17 protein-coding genes are annotated in these 18,848 nt (G+C 65.4%); 8 read left to right on the top strand and 9 right to left on the bottom strand.

Features of this window, described 5'->3' with window-relative positions; genetic code table 11:
- The 3 genes from PV761_RS22855 to PV761_RS22845 all read right to left on the bottom strand — a co-directional run.
- Positions 1 to 730, bottom strand: a 730-nt coding sequence (locus tag PV761_RS22855; protein ID WP_347899852.1) for a DUF222 domain-containing protein, incomplete at its 3' end; no start/stop codon positions are given.
- A gap of 1,399 nt (positions 731 to 2,129) precedes the next feature.
- Positions 2,130 to 3,767, bottom strand: a complete 1,638-nt coding sequence (locus PV761_RS22850; RefSeq protein WP_347899851.1) for an NAD(P)/FAD-dependent oxidoreductase — start codon at positions 3,765 to 3,767, stop codon at positions 2,130 to 2,132.
- A 52-nt stretch (positions 3,768 to 3,819) separates the two neighbouring features.
- Positions 3,820 to 4,635, bottom strand: coding sequence for an alpha/beta hydrolase (locus tag PV761_RS22845; RefSeq protein WP_347899850.1), 816 nt, complete (start codon positions 4,633 to 4,635; stop codon positions 3,820 to 3,822).
- A 355-nt stretch (positions 4,636 to 4,990) separates the two neighbouring features.
- Here PV761_RS22845 and PV761_RS22840 point away from each other — a divergent pair, with 355 nt between their 5' ends.
- Positions 4,991 to 6,061 carry an alcohol dehydrogenase gene (locus tag PV761_RS22840; RefSeq protein ID WP_347899849.1) on the top strand — a complete coding sequence of 357 codons (1,071 nt, stop codon included), beginning with the start codon at positions 4,991 to 4,993 and terminating at the stop codon, positions 6,059 to 6,061.
- 12 nt (positions 6,062 to 6,073) lie between these two features.
- Positions 6,074 to 7,891: a helix-turn-helix domain-containing protein gene (locus tag PV761_RS22835; protein ID WP_347899848.1), complete on the top strand. Its 1,818-nt coding sequence runs from the start codon at positions 6,074 to 6,076 to the stop codon at positions 7,889 to 7,891.
- 14 nt (positions 7,892 to 7,905) lie between these two features.
- Here PV761_RS22835 and PV761_RS22830 read toward each other — a convergent pair whose 3' ends face one another.
- Positions 7,906 to 8,799, bottom strand: coding sequence for a LysR family transcriptional regulator (locus tag PV761_RS22830; RefSeq protein ID WP_347899847.1), 894 nt, complete (start codon positions 8,797 to 8,799; stop codon positions 7,906 to 7,908).
- A gap of 108 nt (positions 8,800 to 8,907) precedes the next feature.
- Here PV761_RS22830 and PV761_RS22825 point away from each other — a divergent pair, with 108 nt between their 5' ends.
- From PV761_RS22825 to PV761_RS22815, 3 genes are all read left to right on the top strand, one after another.
- Positions 8,908 to 10,158, top strand: coding sequence for a CoA transferase (locus PV761_RS22825; protein WP_347899846.1), 1,251 nt, complete (start codon positions 8,908 to 8,910; stop codon positions 10,156 to 10,158).
- Positions 10,158 to 11,357 (top strand): acyl-CoA dehydrogenase family protein, encoded by a 1,200-nt coding sequence (locus PV761_RS22820; RefSeq protein ID WP_347899845.1) that lies wholly within the window; start codon positions 10,158 to 10,160, stop codon positions 11,355 to 11,357. The genes PV761_RS22825 and PV761_RS22820 overlap by 1 nt, the downstream gene beginning before the upstream one ends.
- A 190-nt stretch (positions 11,358 to 11,547) precedes the next feature.
- Positions 11,548 to 12,909, top strand: coding sequence for an MFS transporter (locus PV761_RS22815; protein ID WP_347899844.1), 1,362 nt, complete (start codon positions 11,548 to 11,550; stop codon positions 12,907 to 12,909).
- A gap of 113 nt (positions 12,910 to 13,022) precedes the next feature.
- Here the strand turns inward: PV761_RS22815 and PV761_RS22810 are convergent, their stop codons facing one another.
- Complete coding sequence (locus PV761_RS22810; RefSeq protein WP_347899843.1) at positions 13,023 to 13,655, bottom strand: TetR/AcrR family transcriptional regulator; 633 nt, start codon at positions 13,653 to 13,655, stop codon at positions 13,023 to 13,025.
- Positions 13,656 to 13,765: 110 nt separating this feature from the next.
- Between PV761_RS22810 and PV761_RS22805 the strand changes: the two genes are divergently transcribed.
- Genes PV761_RS22805 through PV761_RS22795 form a run of 3 tightly spaced genes read left to right on the top strand, consistent with a single transcriptional unit; the run spans position 13,766 to position 15,327 of the window.
- A complete protein-coding gene (locus PV761_RS22805) occupies positions 13,766 to 14,176 on the top strand; it encodes a carboxymuconolactone decarboxylase family protein (RefSeq protein WP_347899842.1) in 411 nt (136 codons plus the stop codon).
- A gap of 40 nt (positions 14,177 to 14,216) precedes the next feature.
- On the top strand, positions 14,217 to 15,008 hold the full coding sequence (locus tag PV761_RS22800) for an NAD(P)-binding domain-containing protein (protein WP_347899841.1): 792 nt from the start codon (positions 14,217 to 14,219) through the stop codon (positions 15,006 to 15,008).
- A 40-nt stretch (positions 15,009 to 15,048) separates the two neighbouring features.
- Entirely contained in the window at positions 15,049 to 15,327 is a 279-nt protein-coding gene (locus tag PV761_RS22795; protein ID WP_028269410.1) for a YciI family protein, read from the top strand.
- Positions 15,328 to 15,346: 19 nt separating this feature from the next.
- Here PV761_RS22795 and eda read toward each other — a convergent pair whose 3' ends face one another.
- The 4 genes from eda to PV761_RS22775 form a co-directional block, all read right to left on the bottom strand.
- The gene (gene eda, locus PV761_RS22790) at positions 15,347 to 16,030 is read right to left on the bottom strand and encodes a bifunctional 4-hydroxy-2-oxoglutarate aldolase/2-dehydro-3-deoxy-phosphogluconate aldolase (protein WP_347899840.1); all 684 of its coding nucleotides are present in this window, start codon (positions 16,028 to 16,030) and stop codon (positions 15,347 to 15,349) included.
- Positions 16,023 to 17,492 carry a mannitol dehydrogenase family protein gene (locus PV761_RS22785; RefSeq protein ID WP_347899839.1) on the bottom strand — a complete coding sequence of 490 codons (1,470 nt, stop codon included), beginning with the start codon at positions 17,490 to 17,492 and terminating at the stop codon, positions 16,023 to 16,025. The genes eda and PV761_RS22785 overlap by 8 nt, the downstream gene beginning before the upstream one ends.
- Entirely contained in the window at positions 17,480 to 18,409 is a 930-nt protein-coding gene (locus PV761_RS22780) for a PfkB family carbohydrate kinase (RefSeq protein WP_347899853.1), read from the bottom strand. Before PV761_RS22780 ends, PV761_RS22785 begins: the two co-directional genes overlap by 13 nt.
- Positions 18,410 to 18,456: 47 nt before the next feature.
- A partial coding sequence (locus tag PV761_RS22775; protein ID WP_347899838.1) for an enolase C-terminal domain-like protein occupies positions 18,457 to 18,848 on the bottom strand: 392 nt, incomplete at its 5' end.

The following is an 18,848-nucleotide window of genomic DNA, read 5'->3' as shown; positions in this document are numbered from 1 at the left end:
CGGCCGGGAGGTAGGCGGAGAGCCAGGCCATGCCGTCCCGGTCCGGCTGGTACTGGACCCGGCGGTCGGCGGCGCTGGTGGTGTGGCGGGTTTCAATGCTGACCGGGTGGTGGCGTTCCCGCCAGGTACGGGCTTTAGCGCGGAACCGGGACGGAACCAGTTCCCCGGCCGGGCACCCGCGCGCAGCGGAGGGCGCATCCGAGTCCAGGAAGTGCGCCTCCAAGGCAGCTGCCCCGGCCAGATCCAGGCCGGAGGTTTCGTCGACGACGATCCGGGCGTGCTGCCACGAAATCGTCCCGGCCTGCAGGGCGGCCAGCGTCAACGGCAGCGCCGTGCTCAGGGCCAGGGCGTCGGACAGCAGGGCACCGGCGGTCCGTTCGGTGACGGTCAGGACGCAGGCGACCTCGGCAATGATGGCCATCTCCTGTGCGGTGCTCTGCTGCGGGGACGCCGCCGGAGGTGCCAGGGCGTTGGCCGCCCGCAGGTACTCGGCAGTCAGCCGCACTTTCAAAGCAGCGGTCCGGGCTTCCTGCCGGGCCAGCTCGGCCAGGGCGTCCAGGCAGTCATCCGCCAGCTCCCGCAACGGATCAGCGCCCGGCGGCAGGCCGCCGTCGGGCACGTCAGCGCGTTCGGCGCCGGCGCCGAAATACGACGCCAGCACGGCAGTGGACTCAGCGACGGCCGCCATCGCCTCGCTGCTCTCCGCGCTCCATGCCGTGCTGCTGTCCATACCCACAGCATCTCAGGAGGCACTGACATTAATGATGAAACGAATACGAAGGCGGTAGGTGCCTCAGGCTGCTGTGAACCGGGTGATTGTGACGTCGAATCCGAGGCTGTTGACTTGGCGGATCCTCACCAACGTGGCAACACCGATGGAAAGTGGTGTTGTTTCGCGAGCAGTTCGACGGGCCCGATCGAGGACGATGGGCCCTCCGGGCTTGGTTGAGAAGGGGCCCCAACATGTTCAGCCCGTGAAAGAAGGGCACTCCTACCGGGCAGCAAGCAGGATTCTTGGGATCAACGCGAACACGGACCATAGCCGCCGGGGCTAAGCTCGCACCATGAAGCCTCGCGGGTTACTTCTAGTCGGCCTCGGCGTCGGCGCCGCCGTTGTGGTCTTGGCACTCCTGCTGTTTAGCCGGCCAGGGAGCAGGGTGTGTCCGGCCATGGGATACGCGTACGTCGGCCCAGTGGAGCTCCAGTTTTCCCATGAACCCATTTCGGTCGCAGCCTGCTTCGAGGAAGACTGCGCTCCGGCGCCGGTGGCCAAAAGCCCCGATGGCAAGTGGATGGTGCCCCAGTCAGCGCCTTACCTCGTCCCACCCGCCAGCGTGAGAACTGTCTACGTTCAAGCCGGGCTCTCTTCGGGTTCCCGCGTTGCCCGCACATTTCCGATCGAAACGGAGCCCACCGGGGAGTATCCCTATGGCCGCGAGTGCGGAGGTCCGTACACGTTCCTGCCAGTTAAGGTACCGATCGGTTGAGCCAATCTATGGCCTCGGTTCCGGGCACTCGTGCAGTACTCCGACAGGGGAGGTATCTTTCCGGGCGCCCGTGCGGAGCAACCACCCCTCGAAACACAGCGAAACATGTCTAGGACGCCCACCCGAACGAGCGGTCCCGTAAGCCGGTCCGTGAGCCGGGCGCACTCAGAAGCCTTCCAACTTCGCGGAAACAGCGTGCTATCAACGATCCCTAAGCTCGTCCTGTCCATGGACTGCTGACGGGCCGCCATCTGACATACGTCCACACAATGGATCAGCTTTGCGGTTCGTGTCTTGCCACCTGCAATAAGCATCCTGCTAGACCCAAAGAATCGACTCTTGTGACCTTCGTTGGACACCGCCCTTTTTTGATGGCGTTGTTTTTGGCTTTGAGCGAGTCGAGGCGGGTGATCATGATCCGACCAAACCTCAACCTGGCCAACGTCCCGTGGCAGGCAGACCCCACACCTACTCCCCCGACGGCGCGACAGCGCCGCCGGCCGGCAACCGGGCCCAGGCGACGGCCGGCGAGGCCAGCGGGCCGGCGCCCCGGCGCGGCCCGCCGTCGTGAATCACCGCCCAACGCAAACGGCGGCTGCCACCCCCAAGGTATGGCAGCCGCCGTCGTGCGTTCGTCTGTTATTACTCCGCCGGGGCAAGGACCTTCAGGTCGAAGCCCTCGTAGCCCGCTTCACGCACTTCGGCGAGCTTGTTCCGGTAGTTGCCGAGGCCGCCGAGGTAGAACATGACGGTCTTCTTCTTTCCCGGGATGTTGGCGCCGAAGATCCAGGAGTCGGCCTTAGGGAAGAGCGTCATGTCGGCGATCTCCTGGCAGGTCCGGGTCCAGGCTTCTTCAGCTTCGGCAGTGGGCTCCACGGAGGCCACCTGGCCGGTCTCGGCGTCCTTGATCAGCTCGGAGATCCACTCCACCTGGGCCTCGATGCTCGGCGGCAGGTTGGTGAAGGGGCCGTTGGGGCCAAGGATCATGAACATGTTCGGGAAGCCGGCGGTGGTGATGCCGAGGTAGCTCGTGGGCCCGTCCTGCCAGTGCTGCTGGATGGTCTCTCCGCCGCGGCCCCGGATGTCCATCCGCGTGTAGTTGCCGTCCACGGCGTCGAAGCCGGTGGCAAAGATCAGGACGTCAAGCTCGTGCTCCACCCCGTCCGAGGTCCTGATGCCCGTGCGCGTCAGCTCGACGATCGGCGTCTCCTTGATGGACACGAGTTCCACGTTGTCCCGGTTGAACGTGGCGTAGTAGCCGCTGTCGCACAGGGGACGCTTGGCGTACAGGTCGGTCGGGGTGAGCTTGCGGGCCGTCTCCGGGTCCTTGACGATCTCGGCGATCTTGCCGCGGACAAACGATGCTGCGGCCTCGTTGGCGTCCCGGTCCATGGCGATGTCGCCGAAGGTGTTGAACATGAAGCGGAACCCGCCGCCTTCTTCCCAGGCTTTCTGGAAGACGGCATTCCGTTCCTCTTCGGACACGCTCATGGCGGGAACGGTGCTTTCCTCGAACCCGAAGGCCACGCCGGAACCGCGGACCTGTTCCCAGATCTTGCCGTAATTTTCCTTGACCGAAGCGACGTACTCCGGAGTGACGGTGACATTGCCCACCGGCACGCTGTACTGCGGGGAGCGCTGGAAGACGGTGAGGTGTCCCACCTGCGGTGCGATGGCCGTGATGATCTGCAGGCCGGTGGAGCCGGTGCCCATCACGCCCACGCGCTTGCCCGTCAGGTCGACGCCTTCGGGCCAGGCACCGGAGTGGTAGATCTGCCCTTCGAAGGTGTCGATGCCGGGGATGTTGGGGGTGTTGGTGGCAGAAAGCAGACCAAGGCCGTTGACGATGTATTTCGCCGTGATGGTTTCGCCGGTGTCCGTGCCGACGATCCAGCGGTCAGCCGACTCGTCATAGCGGGCCGAGGTAATTCCGGTGTTGAGCTGGATGTCCTTGAGGAGGTCATAGCGGTCCACCACGTGCTCGAGGTAGCTGAGGATTTCGGGCTGGGTCACGTACTTGTGCGTCCAGTTCCATTCGTTCAGCAGCTCGTCGTCGAAGGAGTAGCGGTAGACGTAGCTCTCGGTATCCGACAGCGCACCCGGATAGCGGTTCCAGTACCAGGTTCCGCCGACGCCGCCGGCGCGGTCGAAGGCACGGACGTTCAGTCCCAGTTCGTTGCGCAGCTTGTGCAGCATATAGATGCCGCCGAATCCCGCGCCAACGACGACGGCGTCGAGTTCAGTAATGGGGGCAACGCCAGGGGTCTGGTTTTCAGCCATGGTGAAATACTCCTTTGTGTTTCAGGTCTTGGGTGTTGTGGGTGGCCGGGGCTCAGTACTTGTACCAGCCGGCGATGCGGGCGAGTTCGGCGTCGGCAATCTCGGAGTTGCCGGCCAGGAACGGGTAAACGTGCTGCTGGCCTTCAGCAATGGACAGCGTTACGTCGACGCCGGCAGCCCCGGCCCGTTCGTTGAGGCGGGTGGCGTTGTCCACGAGGGATTCGACGGAGCCTGCGGTGATGTACAGGCGGGGGAACCCGGTGAAGTCTGCGTAGAGCGGGTTGGCCAGCGGGTTCTTCGGGTCGACGGAGTCGCCCAGGACCCCGGCGATCATGCCCTCGAGCAGCGGCACGGTGATCAGCGCGTCCGTGGCGTCGTTGGTGATGAGGGTTTCACCCTTGTTCTCCATGTCCAGCCACGGCGAGAAGGCGATGACCTGGCCGGGCTGCGGCTCACCTTGCTCCTTGAGTGCCAGGGCAATGGCGATCGCGAGGTTGCCGCCGGCCGAGTCGCCAATGGTGGTGATGTCCTGCGGGCGGATGCCGTTCCCGACGAGGGCCTTGAAGGCGGCGACGCCGTCTTCCACCTGGGCGGGGTGCGGGTGTTCCGGAGCGCGGCGGTAGTCAAGGACGAAGGTGACGATCCCGAGCGCCTTGGCGACGTGGCCGGCGAGCTTGCGGTGGCTGGATGCCGAGCCGACGGCGAAGCCGCCACCGTGGGTGTAGAGGAGTACCTTCGTTTGGTCGGCACCTTTCGGGAAGGCCCAGATGCCCGGGACGCCGCCGACGATGTCCTCCTTGTAGGTGACCGCTTCGGGTTCCCGGGTGGGCTGGTGCCACTCGTCGAAGATGCTGCGGAACAGGCGCATCGTCAGGTTCGGGGTGGTGGCGATGATGTCCGACCAGTCCGCGTAGAGCTCACGGGAGCGCGTCGGTTGCCTGGGAGGTTTCAGTCACGGGGGCTTCGGTCGAGATGGTCATCTCATACTCCTTCGTATGGAGAGCGTCCCGAGCGGTGCCCGGGCTGCAGGTGGATCGGAATCGATGGTGCGTTTTGCCGCTACCTATAGCGTGGATCACATGTGTGCCGCCCCGGTGTTCCACTTTGAAACACTTGATTGTTGCTTTTCCCGTATCAAACCTGCCGCGATTTAGTATTGGATACTTATCAGAACTGGTGTCATTCTTGAAGAAATACAGTCTGCGCAACGATGCGAGGTCACCATGCACGCTTTTGCCGTTTTCCAAGACAGCCCCGAAATCCAGGACATTGAACTGCCGGACCCGGTGCCGACAGGAACCCAAGTCCTCCTGAGGGTCATCCGTTCCGGCGTGTGCCACACGGATACCCACCTTCGCGAAGGTTCGTACGATCTGGGCAGCCGGGGCGCATTGAAGCTGGTGGACCGGGGCGTCACTTACCCCTTGGTGATGGGGCACGAGGTGGTGGGCGTCGTCGAGAAGATCGGGGACAACGTCCACGGGACCAAACCCGGAGATGTCCGGCTGGTGTACCCCTGGATCGGTTGCGGGACATGCCGGGAGTGCCTCGCCGGCCGCGACAACGTCTGCGCCAACGGACGCAATCTCGGCGTCACGGAGCACGGGGGCTACGCGGAGCAGATCCTGGTCCGCGACGAAAAGTACCTGGTAGACGTCGACGGCCTGGACCTCAGCTGGGCGGCCACCCTGGCCTGCTCAGGACTGACGGCGTTCAGCGCCGTCAACAAGGTCCTGCCGCTGGGAACCGACGAACCGGTTGTGGTGATCGGCGCCGGCGGCGTGGGGCTCACCGCCATCGCCACCCTGAGCGCGCTGGGGCACCAGGCCATCTGCGCCGTGGACATTTCCGAGCGGAACCTCGACCTCGCCCGGCAGGTTGGCGCAACCACCACCGTGCAGTCCGCCGACCAGGGCCTCATTGCCAACATCATCGAAGCCAGCGGCGGCCCGGTGGCCGCCGTCATCGACTTCGTCAACAACAGCCAGACGGCTCCGGTGGCTTTCGACTCCCTCCGCAAGGGCGGCCGACTGATCCAGGTGGGCCTCTTCGGGGGAGAACTCACGGTCCCCACCGCACTTATGGCCCTCAAGATGCTTACCATCCAAGGCAGCTTCGTGGGGACCCCCGGGGAGCTCAACCAGCTCATCGCCCTGGCCAAGCAGGACGCCATTCCGCACATCCCGATCATCGACGCCGACCTCTCCGCCGAGTCCGTTGGCGAGAGCCTGGATAAGCTGACGCACGGCGGCGTGCCCGGACGCGTTGTCCTGCGTGCGGCAGTCGGAGCCTAGGACTGACCAATCATGCATAACCGGAACGTTCCCGACGATGCCCTCCGTGCTGCCCGGGAGCATCTGATCCGGCGCGGCCTCCGCGAAGGGACCCAGCTGTCCGACATCGTCTCCCAGGACATCGAATTCAGCTGGCGCCGCTCTATCGGCGTTGAGGCATCAGCACGGCCCGAGGCGTTCCTGTTCGTCAACGATTTCGACCCGGACGGGATCCTCATCCGCGCGGCCAAGAGCGTGATGGACCACTGGATGGAAAGCCTCAACGGCATGGGCATCTCGCTGTTCCTTAGCGACCAGTCCGGCCAGATCATCGCCCGCAGGCTCGGCGACAAGGCGCACGGCCGTCGCTTCGACGAATCGTTTGCTGCCGAAGGATTCAGCTTCGCGGAACGTTCCGTCGGGACCAACGGGCTGGGCACCCCCATCGAGGGGCGCCAGGCGGTGTTCGTCCGTGGAGCAGAACACTTCAACGAAGTCCTTGCCGCGCTCACCTGCGCAGGGGCGCCGATCACGCACCCCGTCACGCGCAGGGTGATCGGGTCCATTTCCTTCGCCTGTGACACCGGCCTGCACAATCCGCTGATGCTGGCCATGGCGCGGGAAGCCAGCAGCCAGATCGAGCGTCGCCTCCTCGATCTCGGAAGCGCCACGGGGCTCGCCCTGGGGATGTCGCAACTGCGGCTCAGTTCCTCCAAGGCACCGGTCATCATGCTTGATCACCAGGCCGTGATGACGAATATTTCCGGCCTGGCGGTCATGAGCAGCGAACTGCACACCACCCTGTGGGAACAGTTGCGGCGTCTTGAGTGGACCGGCGCCAAGCAGACCATCGGGATTCCGTCCCTGAACGTGGATGCCACGGTCCAGCGGATTGACGATGCCGGCGGGAGCTCGGCGTTCGCATTGGAGCTCTCCCGCATTCCGGACGGAGCAAGCACGGCGCAGGCCGCCGATTCGGCGGCGCCCGACGTCGATACTTCCGGCGCCGGGGCAGCGTTCCCGCACGTCCTGCGGAACTCCTTTGACCGGGCCAGCCAGGGGCCGGGGGCGATTGCCGTTTGCGGGCAGGGCGGCTCCGGCAAGCTCCACCACACGCTCGCCTGGCTCAACGGCAAGGACTCCGGCCCGAATCCGCTGATCCTTGACGCCTGCCTCTTTTCCGGGGATGCCACCTGGTTCCCTGGCGCGCGTCAGGCCATCACCGAGGGCCGGAGCGTCGTCCTGCGGCACCTTGAGGATCTCCCCCGGAGCGAACTGAACAGGCTAAAGGCGCTGGATTCGGCCGTGAGGCAGCAGCCCGACGGGACGGCGGGCACGGCACAGCCAGCCTCACCGGCGCGGCTGGTTCTCACCATGAATCCGGATGCCTGCCCTGACTTCGTGTCCGATGTGGTGTCGCAGATCGCAACGCGGGTGAATGTACCTACCCTGTCCGCCACCAAGGAACGCATCCCCATGCTGGCGGCACTCTTCCTGGACGCAGCCGCACCCGCTGAACGGTCCACACTCTCCGCGGTGGCGCTGCAGGGACTGATGCGCTGGCGGTGGCCAGGCAACGTGGCAGAACTCCGCGCCACCCTGGAATCCCTGGGGCGCGCCCATCCCGGGCGCGTGCTGCAGGCTGATGACCTGCCGGAACATCTCAGGAGCAGCACCAGGCGCCAGCTGTCCAAACTCGAATCACTCGAGCGCGACGCCATCATCACCGCACTCGAACAAAGCGGCGGAAACCGTTCGGTGGCCGCGGAATCCCTGGGCATGGGCCGGACCACCCTCTACCGGAAGCTGCGTGCACTGGGCATCGAAACACCGGAGTCCCTGGTGTCCTGACCGTTCCCCGGCGGTCAAGCCCGGGGCAGGATCTTCTCCGCCAGCTCCAGGACCGCGCGCAGGGCCGGGCTGGAGTTGTCACGGCGCCAGGCCATCCGCAGCTCCACCGGAATGGTCTTGTCCACCAGCTTCACGAAACGGACGTGGGGATCCGTGACGGATTCGGCCACCGAGGACAGCGTGAGCGTGCAGCCCACTTCGGCCGCCACCAGCGAGAGTGCGGTCCAGGAATCCGGAACGATCTGGACGATGTCGAGTTCGAACCCTGCGGCATGCGTCAGCCTGCGGAGCCGGTCGTTTAACACGGCCCCTGCATGCGGCGGCAGTGACACAAAGGTGTCCCCCTGGAAGTCGGCCATCCGGGCCTCATCGGCATCGGCCAGGCGGTGGCTGGCCGGCACCGCCACCACCAGGTCCTCGGCCGCAAGGAGCCGCGTTTCGATGCCCGCAGCGATGTAGTCCCAGCGTCCGAGGGCGATGTCCATGTCACCGCTGAGGACTCGGTCCATGGCCGGCTGCGCAAAATTCTGACTGAAGAGTTCGATCTGGATGCCCGGGTGGTCGCGCCGGACTTCACGGGCGAGCCGGCCCACGAGCGTATGGGTGGAGGCTCCCGCGTAGGCCACGCGCACGCGGCCCACTTCCCCCTTGTCCGCGGCATGGACGGCGATGCTGGCCCGCCGGGTGGCATCGATGATCTCCGTTGCCGGGCCAATGAAGGCCTCGCCGGCGCCGGTGAGCTTGACGCTGCGGGTGCTTCGGTCGAAAAGACGGGTCCCGAGCTCACGTTCCAGCTGCTGGATGCTGCGGCTGACCGGGGGCTGGGCCATGTGCAGCTTCTCGGCGGCGCGGCCGAAGTGCAGCTCTTCGGCGACGGCGAGGAACGCTCGAATCTGTTGGATCTCCATTCACCTGATTATTGCACCAGATGCAACAAAAGGGCCATCAATAAGTATTGGACGGATAGCAATGGCGTCCGTCATGGTGGAGAAAGAGAAAACTTAGCGAGGAGCCCAATGATGGACAGCCAACACTCCGCCACCCCTGAAACGTCGGTCTTCGGCCGCAGTGCAGCCGGCCCGCTCAGCGGCATCCTGATCGCAGATTTCGGCAGGGTGCTCGCGGGACCGTACTGCACCATGCTGCTGGCCGATCTCGGGGCGACCGTGATCAAAATTGAGAGCCCCGCCGGCGACGAGACCCGGGCGTGGCGCCCGCCGACGCGTGGAAACGATTCGACCTATTTCCTTTCGATCAACCGCAACAAGACCTCGATCAAGCTTGATCTTCGCGATCCGGGCGATCGCAGGACCGCCCAGCGCATTGCCGAGCGGGCCGACGTCGTGGTTGAAAACTTCAAACCGGGCGACCTGGTGCGCTACGGGCTGGACTACGACACTGTTTCGGTCACCAACAAAGACGTTGTGTACGCCTCGATCACGGGCTTCGGCACCGCCGGCGGCGCCCAGCTCCCGGGCTACGACCTGCTGATCCAGGCCCTCTCCGGGATGATGGACCTCACCGGAGCGCCGGACACCGAGCCGTTCCGCGCCGGAGTCGCGGTGTTCGACGTGATCACCGGCCTGCATGCCTGCATCGGCATCCTCGCCGCCCTGCGGCACCGTGACCGCATCGGCGAAGGCCAGCTGGTGGAAATGAATCTGATGTCTTCCGCCCTCTCCGGCATGGTGAACCAGACCGCGGCCGTCGTCCTGGGCGGCGTGGTTCCGAAGAGGATGGGCAACGAACACCCCAGCATCTACCCTTACGAGCCCCTCGAGACCGGCGACGGCAAGCTCGTCATCGCGATCGGGAACGACTCCCAGTACCGCACGTTCTGCGACGCGATCGGCCGGCCCGAGCTGGCCACGGACCGCCGCTTCGAGAAGGCGCCGCTCCGCAGCGCCAACCGCACGGAACTGCGTCCGCTCCTGGTGGATGCGCTGTCAACGCGGCCCGCCTCCGAGTGGTTCGACATCCTCACCGAAGCCAAACTCCCGTGCGCACCCATCCAGGACCTGCGGGCCGGAATCGAATTCGCCGAGCGGATCGGACTAGAACCCGTCGTGACGGTAGGGCACGGAGAAGGCGCACAGCCGGGGGTGCGCAACCCCATCCGGCTGTCCAAAACCCCGGTGAGCTACGACCTCACCCCGCCGGACCTGGACAGCGGCGCAGAGCTGGTGCGGGCCTGGCTCGGCGACGACGAACACCTTTTGGCCGGTGCCTTTGCCGGCACTACCACACAATCCCCCGAGGAGCACTGATGACCACCGCAACGGACCTGTCCGTCAATTCCGACTTCTACGTCCTGGACGACTACCTCAATGACACGGACCGCGCGCTGATCGCCAGGGTCCGCGGATTCGTTGAGCAGGACGTCACCCCCATCATCAACGAATACTGGGAGAAGGCGGACTTCCCGTACCAGCTGGTACCGAAGTTCGCGGAGCTGGGAATCATCGGAACCGCGATCCAGGGCTACGGCTGCCCGGGCCTGACGCGCCTGCAGACGGGCCTGGTCGCGATGGAGCTCTCCCGCGGTGACGGCAGCATCAACACGTTCAATGCGGTCCATTCCGGACTGGCGATGGGCAGCATCAACCTGCTTGGCAGCGACGAGCAGAAGCAGCGCTGGCTGCCGGCGATGGCGCGACTGGAAAAGCTGGGAGCGTTCGCGCTCACCGAGCCGGAGCACGGCTCCGATTCCGTGGCCCTGGAAACCTCCGCACGGCTCGACGGCGACCACTACGTCATCAACGGATCCAAGCGCTGGATCGGACTCGGCCACGTGGCGGACCTCGTCATCATCTGGGCCCGCGACACCGCGGACCAGAAGGTCAAGGCGTTCGTTCTGGAAAAGAACGACGACGGCACGTACCCCGCCGGCTACCACGCCGAGGCCATCACGGGAAAGATGGCAAAGCGTGCCATCCAACAGGCGCAGATCGAGATCGACGGCCTGCGGATCCCCGCCCGGAACCTGCTGGCCAAGTCCAGGTCCTTCCGCGACGTCGGAGCAGTGCTGAACACCACCCGCAGCACTGTGGCCTGGGAATCACTCGGCCACGCCACGGCTGCTTACGAAATGGCGGTCACCTACGCCCGGGAACGCGTCCAGTTCGGCAAGCCGATTGCCAGCTACCAGTTGGTGCAAAACAAGCTCGCCAACATGCTCGCTGACCTCACCGCCATGCAACTGATCTGCTTCCGCACGGCAGCGCTCCAGGACAAGGGCCAGCTCAGCAACGAACAGGCTTCCCTGGCCAAAATGTTCACGGGGGAAAAGGCCCGGACGCTGTGCCGGGATGCCCGCGACATGTTCGGCGGCAACGGAATCCTGCTGGAGAACCACGTGGCACGCCACCTGACCGACATGGAAGTGGTCCACACCTACGAAGGCACCGATTCCATCCAGTCCCTGATCCTGGGACGCGAGATCACCGGCATCTCGGCCTTCGCCTAACCCCTTCCCGATCCACAAAAAGCACGGCCGTCCTGCGGGACGGCCGTGCTTTTTGCCGTCAATCCGACCGGGCTTGCCGCGTCACGGCTCCGTGTTTCATATCGGAACACTTGTGGCCTGCGTCACGCTCCTAGTGTGGAAGTCAACAGGAAAGAACCTCCTCCCACTGCATGTTTCAAAGGAGAAGCACATGGCACACACCACCTCATTGCGGCCGGCAATGACGCCTAAACGCGCGGCAATAGCGGCGCTGCTGGGCAGCGCCCTCGAGTACTACGACTTCTTCGTCTACGGCGCCGCGGCCGCCCTCGTCTTCAATGTCCTCTTCTTCCCGTCCGGCGACCCCACCGTTGCCCTGATCGCATCATTCGCCACCTTCGCGGTGGGTTACGTCGCCCGCCCCGTCGGCGCCGTGGTGATGGGACACTTCGGCGACCGGCTCGGCCGCAAGCGCGTCATGCTTGCCACGGTCATCCTGATGGGCATCGCGTCCTTCGCCATCGGGTGCCTGCCCACGTTCGACCAGGTCGGCCTGCTGGCACCTGCACTGCTCGTAGTCCTGCGCGTTGTCCAGGGCTTCTCCGCAGGTGCCGAATCGGCCGGAGCCTCGACCCTGACCGTTGAGCATTCCCCGGTGGGACGCCGCGGATTCTTCACCAGCTTCGTGATGGTGGGCTACGCCGTCGGCTGCTCGCTGGCCACCATTGTCTTCCTGCCGGTGGCGCTGCTGCCCGCCGAGATGCTGTACGGCTGGGGCTGGAGGATTCCCTTCTGGCTGAGCGCCGTCGTCGTCGTTATTACCTACTACGTGCGCAGCCACCTGGACGAAACCCCGGTGTTCGCAGAGGCGAAGGAAGGAAGCGCAGTCCGCAAGCTGCCGCTGGGCGACGTGTTCAAGTACCACTGGCGCGATGTGATCCGCGTGGCCGGATCGTCCCTGATGGCGGCCATGCAGACCCTGTTCGCCGTTTTCAGCCTGTCGTACGCCACCTCGGTCGGGGTTGACCGGAGCGTTATGCTCGCGATTATCTCCGGCGCCATCGCGTTGTCCATCGTGACCATCCCCGCCGCCGGCTACCTCTCCGACGTCATCGGCCGGAAGCGGACGATGCTCATCTCCGCCGTCGGCTATGCGGTTACGCTCTTTGGGTATCTCTGGGCGATCTCGACGGCGGACGTCCTGATGATTGCGGCCTTTGCGTTCGTCAACATGAGCCTGTTCTTCAGCTGCTACAACGGTGTGTGGACGTCGTTCTTCGCCGAGCAGTTCCCGGCCCCGGTCCGGTTCACGGGCATGGCAGTCAGCAACCAGCTGGGCAACCTGCTGGCCGGCTTTGCTCCGATGGTCGCAGCGATGCTCCTCGTCCCGGGCCCGTCAGGCTGGCTTCCGGTGGCGATCTTCGGTGCAGTGGCCGCCGGAATTGCCGCGGTAGCGGTTATCGCAATGCCCGAGACCTCGAAGATCCCCACCGAATTGCTGGGTGGTCCGCGGACCGCCGTCATGAAGGCCGAGATGGAAACAGAGAGGCTGGCTGCCGCGAACGCGGGGTGAACCCGACCCCGGTGAAGCCGGAGAACTGATGCAACCGCCCTCATTCCCTCGCAAGAGGGGTGCGGGCGGTTTCATCGGTTCCGCCACACAGGGGCGCCCGATCCGTGGTGCGGCTAGGCCGTAAACGAAGGAAGCAGGGTGGCGACGAGGCGCTTGCCGAAACCGCTATCCATGGGAGCGCCGCTCAGGAAGAAGCGGTAGTAGATGGGGCCCAGCAGAAGGTCGGTGACTACTTCGGCATCCAGGCCGGCCCTCAGCTCTCCCCTGGCGATTCCATGCTCCACCAGGGCGCTCACATCGGCCAGCCGGTGGCTGACCACACGCTCGCGGTACACCTGCGCGAGCTCGGGATCGGCGGCGACCTCCGAGACCAGGCCTTTCATGATCCGGCCCATCACTGACGTGCACATGAGCTCTACGGTCCGGTCCACCAGCTTTGCCAGTTCGGTGGCGGCGTCTCCAACGTACGGCCGGGTGCTCACGTCACCCACCATGTCCAGGAGGACCGCCAGGGCAAGGTCGTTCCTGGACCGGTACCGGCGGTAGATCGTTGTCTTCGCCACCCCGGCCCGTGCAGCGACGCCTTCCACGGTCAGGCTGCCGAAGCCCTCTTCGCCCAGCAGTTGACGCGTGGCGTCAAGGATCTTCTGTTCGGACCGGGCGCGCCGTCCCGAATGCCCGGAACCAGCCTGTTGCCCCGCGCCGGCGCCTGGCGGGGAACCGCCGGACTCCTTTGGAAAATTCATTCCTAAACCACCTTTCCGCAGCTCATCTTACGGTGTTACTATTGTAACGCTACGTAGCGTTTCGAAAAAACCTCAACGCTGCTTCCCGCCACAACAAAAGGACCACCGACATGAGCACGGATCGTTACCAGCGCGGCCTCGACCGCATGATGGAACTCGTCTCCACCGAGCACTCCAACACCTTCGACCACGTCAAGCTCGTGGAGTCCTACAAGAGCCTGGACGCTGAGCTCTCCGACTACATCGTTTCCTTCGCCTTCGGGGACATCTATTCGCGCACCAGCCTGAGCCAGCAGGAACAGACGATGGTGACCATCTCCACGCTGGTTGCCCTGGGGACTGAGCCCCAGTTGAAACTGCACATGAATGTCGGGTTCAACGTGGGCCTGACCAAGGAGAAGATCGTTGGCACGTTGATCCAGTGCATCCCCTACATTGGCTTCCCGCGCGTGCTCAACGCCTTGACCCAGCTCAAAGAGGTCATGGCGGAGCGGGGCATGGCCCCTGAATCCACCGACTAGCCCATCCCCGCATTTCCCTCATCACCCCTAAGGAACGTTCATGCATTTGGTAATAGGACTCGGACCCATCGGCGGAAACATCGGCGCCCACCTCGCCGAACTGGGACAGGAGGTTTATGGCTACGACTTCAACCAGGAACGCATCCGCGAATGGTCGGCGGAGAACAAGTCGCCTGCCGGCAGCGACATGGCAGCTGTTCACTGGTCCTCAGTGGACAGTGTGCACATCGCGGTGCGGCTCGCGGACCAGGTCTCGTCAGTATTTGAGGCGCTCAAGGCACAGACGGCGCAGCCGTTGACGGTCTTTGTCCACACCACGCTGGCCCCCGCCGATGCCCGCGGAATCTTCTCGTCCGCCCCGGATAACTGGCGCGCGTTCGAGGCCCCGGTCTCGGGGGGACCCCAGGGGGCACGTCAGGGCTCGATGACCATCTTCCTGGCCGGGCCCGCCCCCACCGACGCCGAAGACGCGCTGCTGGCCGAGATCTCCGGCCGCGTCTTCCGGATGGAATCCTACGGCCAGCCCGCCCTGGTCAAACTCCTCAACAACACCCTGGCCACCTACAACCTGGCCGCCACCGCACGCATGCTTAACCTCGCGGCCGAACACGGCGTGCCGGCGAAGAACCTCTTCGAAGTCATCGGCGTCTCCACCGGCCAGAGCTGGATGAGCGACAACCTCATCGACGTCCAGTACGACCTCCTCCTGAAGGACGTCGGACTGCTCCGCGGCGAACTCGGCTCGCTGCCCACCGGGGACCTGAACGAGGATGTGGAACAGGCCATCCTTCAGGCACGCACTGCCCTGGGCGCCGACACCCCGATCCAGTAGGCACGAAGTCCGGGCCGTGGCCCGGAGTAGGATCACCCACATGGAATTCGTCGTGATGTACAGCGTGCGTGCAGGGACCGACCGCTCGCGCTTGATGGAAACGTTCCCCCGCCACAAGGCCTTTTACGAGGCCTTCCGCGCAGCCGGCGGCGGACTCATCGCGCTGGGCCCGTTCCAAACGACGGATCCCGCCGCCGGGTCCATGGGCATCTTCAGCTCGCGCGAGGATGCCGAGCGGTTCATCGCCGAAGATCCGTTCGTCACGGAGGGTCTCGCGGAGCCACGCATCCTCGACTGGAACGCCGTACGTTTCGAGTAGGTGCTGGGTCCGCTGCCGCCTAGTTCTGGCCCGGTCCGCCAGCGTCCCGCAGTCCGGCAGCGTCCCGCGCGCCGCCAGCGTCCCGCAGTCCGGCAGCTTGCCGCGCGAGAGTGGTGATCTGCTGCCAGTCCCCTTTCTCGATTGCCCCGCGTGGCGTAAGCCAACTGCCACCCACGCAGGCGACATTCTTCAACGAAAGGTATTTAGGTGCGGAGCCAAGGCTGACGCCACCTGTCGGGCAGAACTGCACCTGCGGGATGGGTGCCCCGATGGCCGCGAGATAGTCGGGGCCGCCGGCCGGTCCTGCGGGGAAGAACTTCATGGCCGTCAGGCCGCGTTCCAGGACGCCCATGACCTCACCTACGGTGGCAACTCCCGGCAGGACGGGCACACCCAGCGCCAGCAGATGGTCCAGCAGGGACTGGGTAACGCCCGGGCTCACCAGGAACTGCGCACCGGCGGAGACAGCGGCATCGGCCTGGCCCGGAGTCAGCACTGTCCCAGCCCCCACGAGGATCTCAGGCACTTCCTCGGCAATGAGCTTCAGCGACGTCAGGGCGCTCTCGGTTCGGAGGGTGAGTTCGATAATGCGGACGCCGCCGTCGGCCAGTGCCCGGGCCACCGGAACAGCGTGTTGCGGGTCCTCGATAGTGACCACCGGAATGACCGGTGAAACGTGCAGGACGCTGGTGGCGTCAGCCATGGTTGATCTCATTTCTCAGGCCGCCCAGGCCCTGGGTGTCGATGATGCGGTACCAGTGAAGGAGGAGGTTGGTGAATCCGGGATGGGCCGCGAGTTCGCCGTCGAAGATGCTGCTGAAGCCCAGCAACGCGGGCACCACAGTTTCCGCTGAGCGCGTCACCGGCAATGCAGCGTGGAGCCCGGCCGCGAGCGGATCGTTGAGCTCCGCCTCCGGGGTGGAGGCCACATGGTGCATCCAGGCGGCGACTGCCAGTGCTGCCCAGCGTGGTTCGCGTCCGGCGTCGAGGGTGGCACGGACCGTAGTCAGGAGCCGCAGCCCGATCTTCTGGGAACCGTCGCTGCCCACCTTGGCGGTGGTGTGCCCCAATTCCGGGTTGGCGAACCGCTCCAGGACTTGTGTGCAGTACAGTTCACCGTCCAGCCCTGGCGGAAGCCAGATGGTGGGCAGCGCGTCCTCCGCCATCATGCGGCTGCAGGCTGTTCGGAACGCGTCCTCCCCCACGGCGTCGCTGATGGTCGCCTTCCCGGTGGCGAGTCCAAGGTAGGCCAGCATGGAGTGGCTGGCGTTGAGCAGGCGCAGTTTGGCTGCTTCCCAGGCCGCTACGTCGGTGCTGAAGAGTGCGCCGGCTTTCTCCCAGGCGGGCCGGCCGCCCGCAAAGTTGTCCTCGATGACCCACTGCATAAAGGGCTCGGCCACCACGGCGGCCTCGTCCCGGAGAGCGAGTTCGCGTTCGACGGCGTCAAGGTCGCCACCCGTGGTGGCCGGCACCATCCGGTCCACCATGGTGCTCGGGAACGTGACGTGTTCATCCATCCACGCCAGTAACGGCCCGGATTCAGCATCCGGTAGTGCGGCGGCAAAGGCGCGCACCAGGGTGCCGGTGAGTTCACCGTTGCCCGGGAGGTTGTCGCAGGAGAGAACGGTGAGCGGACCTCCGCCGGCGCGGGCCCGCTGCTGGATGCCGCGCGCGATCTGTCCGATGGCTGTCTGCGGCGGGAGTCCGGCAAGGTCAGCCTGCACCTGCTCGTCGTCGGTATTAAGCGATCCGGTCTGCGGATGAATCCGGTAGCCCTTCTCGGTCACGGTCAGGGTCACCACGTGGGTGGTGGGTGCGGCAATCCGATCCACCACCGTTTCGGGGTGGTCCTTGCCCGAGATGGCTTCCACGATGCTGGACACCACCCGGAGCGGGGCCGCGCCGCCTCCCCGTTCAGCGACCGTAAACAGGCCGTCCTGCGGCGCCAACTGCCTCGCGACGGTGTCCGATCGTTGGGTCACGCCAACGATCCCCCAGTCCGATGATCCGGTGGCGAGCATGGCATCTTCGGTGAAGACCGCGGTGTGGGCGCGGGCAAAAGCCCCGAGTCCCAGATGGACGATGCCGGGACGAAGGCCTTCGCGCGGGAGCAGTACTTTCCGGGTGCCTGCGGCTGCCAGCGCGGCGTTGCTTAGGCGTGCCATGTCAGTTCCCCTTTTGCGGCGCCGGCCGCGTGGGCACGGGTCTGGTCAAGGGTGGGAATGAAGCCGGTTCCGCCTTTGCCGCCCACCACCAGCGACGCCGCCGCAGCACCCAACCGGGCTGCTTCGGGCAGGCTATCGCCGAGCACCATCCGGGCGGTCAGGGTGCCGACGAACGCGTCGCCGGCGCCGGTCTGGTCCACCACCGCCGGGGCAGGGATCGAGTCGATCCATGTGCTGTCCAGGCCTTCGCCTTCCAGCTGGATTCCCTCTGCGCCGCAGGTCACTGCCACATTGGTGGCGCCAAGGCTGAGGAGTTTTGCAGCCGCCTGCGCCGGCGTGGAGGAGCCTAGAAGGGCCGTGGTTTCGCCGGGAAAGGACGGGGTCACCAGATGGCTCTGCGGCGCGAGCCGCAGGAGCGCCGTCGTTGCGGCCTCCACCGATGTGAGCCGGGGGCGGAAGTTGGGATCGAACACAAAACGGCCGGCAAGATCGGCAGCCTTGAAGACGGCAGCACGGGACGTGTCAGAAATGGCGCAGGCGATCCCGCCGGCCACCACGGCGCCCGCGGCCGCGAACACGGCCGGGTCGACGTCGTCGGGTCCCAGGCTGGAGCCCACACTTCCGTTGCGGGCATAGGAGAACTCGCGCTGGCCTTCGGGATCGGAGTGCACCAGGTAGACGCCCTGCTGTCCGGTCCTGAACGTCAGCAGGCGGGTGGAGATGCCGAGTTCGGCGATGCGGGCGGCGATCGCCTGCCCGAGGTCGTCGTCGGTCAGCACTGCCAGCAGCCCGGTGCGCGCTCCCGCCGCGGCGGCTGCAGCGGCGACGTTTAAGGCGTCGCCGGAAATGCCGAGCCGGGCCGGCACGCCGTGGCCGAACGCCACGTCGGTGGCCACCTCAACGAGGATCTCCCCCATCACCACGACGTCGAAGGGCTGGTTTTCGCTTTCGCGTGTTGCGCCGTTCACCAGTCATGCACCGATCCGTCGAGCCGCCGGTTGATAGGAAGATACTTGGGGTCGAAGGGGAAGCGGGCGGCAGCTTCCTCGTTGAACTCTACGCCGATGCCGGGGACGTCCCCGGGGTGCATGTAGCCGTCGTTGAAGGTGTACGAGGTGGTGAACACCTCGTTGGCCGGCTCCCGGTGGCCCATGTATTCCTGGACGCCGAAGTTCGGGATGCTCATGTCCACGTGCAGGGCGGCAGCGAACGAGGCCGGGGAGAGGTCCCCGGCACCGTGCGATCCGGAGCGCACCCCGTAGAGGTCCGCGAGGGAGAAGATCCGGCGCAGGTGCGTGATGCCGCCCGCGTGCGAAACGGAGGTCCGGATATAGTCGATGAGCCGCTCGGTGATCA

Origin of the sequence: Arthrobacter sp. CC3, from assembly GCF_039907775.1 — a bacterium.
Taxonomy (GTDB): domain Bacteria; phylum Actinomycetota; class Actinomycetes; order Actinomycetales; family Micrococcaceae; genus Arthrobacter.
This window is presented reverse-complemented; position numbering and strand designations above follow the sequence as displayed.

Excerpts from the sequence above, each read along its gene's own strand:
- PV761_RS22850 (WP_347899851.1), bottom strand. The coding sequence starts at position 3,767 with ATGGCTGAAAACCAGACCCCTGGCGTTGCCCCCATTACTGAACTCGAC.
- PV761_RS22845 (WP_347899850.1), bottom strand. The coding sequence starts at position 4,635 with ATGCGCCTGTTCCGCAGCATCTTCGACGAGTGGCACCAGCCCACCCGG.
- PV761_RS22840 (WP_347899849.1), top strand. The coding sequence starts at position 4,991 with ATGCACGCTTTTGCCGTTTTCCAAGACAGCCCCGAAATCCAGGACATT.
- PV761_RS22835 (WP_347899848.1), top strand. The coding sequence starts at position 6,074 with ATGCATAACCGGAACGTTCCCGACGATGCCCTCCGTGCTGCCCGGGAG.
- PV761_RS22830 (WP_347899847.1), bottom strand. The coding sequence starts at position 8,799 with ATGGAGATCCAACAGATTCGAGCGTTCCTCGCCGTCGCCGAAGAGCTG.
- PV761_RS22825 (WP_347899846.1), top strand. The coding sequence starts at position 8,908 with ATGATGGACAGCCAACACTCCGCCACCCCTGAAACGTCGGTCTTCGGC.
- PV761_RS22820 (WP_347899845.1), top strand. The coding sequence starts at position 10,158 with ATGACCACCGCAACGGACCTGTCCGTCAATTCCGACTTCTACGTCCTG.
- PV761_RS22815 (WP_347899844.1), top strand. The coding sequence starts at position 11,548 with ATGGCACACACCACCTCATTGCGGCCGGCAATGACGCCTAAACGCGCG.
- PV761_RS22810 (WP_347899843.1), bottom strand. The coding sequence starts at position 13,655 with ATGAATTTTCCAAAGGAGTCCGGCGGTTCCCCGCCAGGCGCCGGCGCG.
- PV761_RS22805 (WP_347899842.1), top strand. The coding sequence starts at position 13,766 with ATGAGCACGGATCGTTACCAGCGCGGCCTCGACCGCATGATGGAACTC.
- PV761_RS22800 (WP_347899841.1), top strand. The coding sequence starts at position 14,217 with ATGCATTTGGTAATAGGACTCGGACCCATCGGCGGAAACATCGGCGCC.
- PV761_RS22795 (WP_028269410.1), top strand. The coding sequence starts at position 15,049 with ATGGAATTCGTCGTGATGTACAGCGTGCGTGCAGGGACCGACCGCTCG.
- eda (WP_347899840.1), bottom strand. The coding sequence starts at position 16,030 with ATGGCTGACGCCACCAGCGTCCTGCACGTTTCACCGGTCATTCCGGTG.
- PV761_RS22785 (WP_347899839.1), bottom strand. The coding sequence starts at position 17,492 with ATGGCACGCCTAAGCAACGCCGCGCTGGCAGCCGCAGGCACCCGGAAA.
- PV761_RS22780 (WP_347899853.1), bottom strand. The coding sequence starts at position 18,409 with ATGGGGGAGATCCTCGTTGAGGTGGCCACCGACGTGGCGTTCGGCCAC.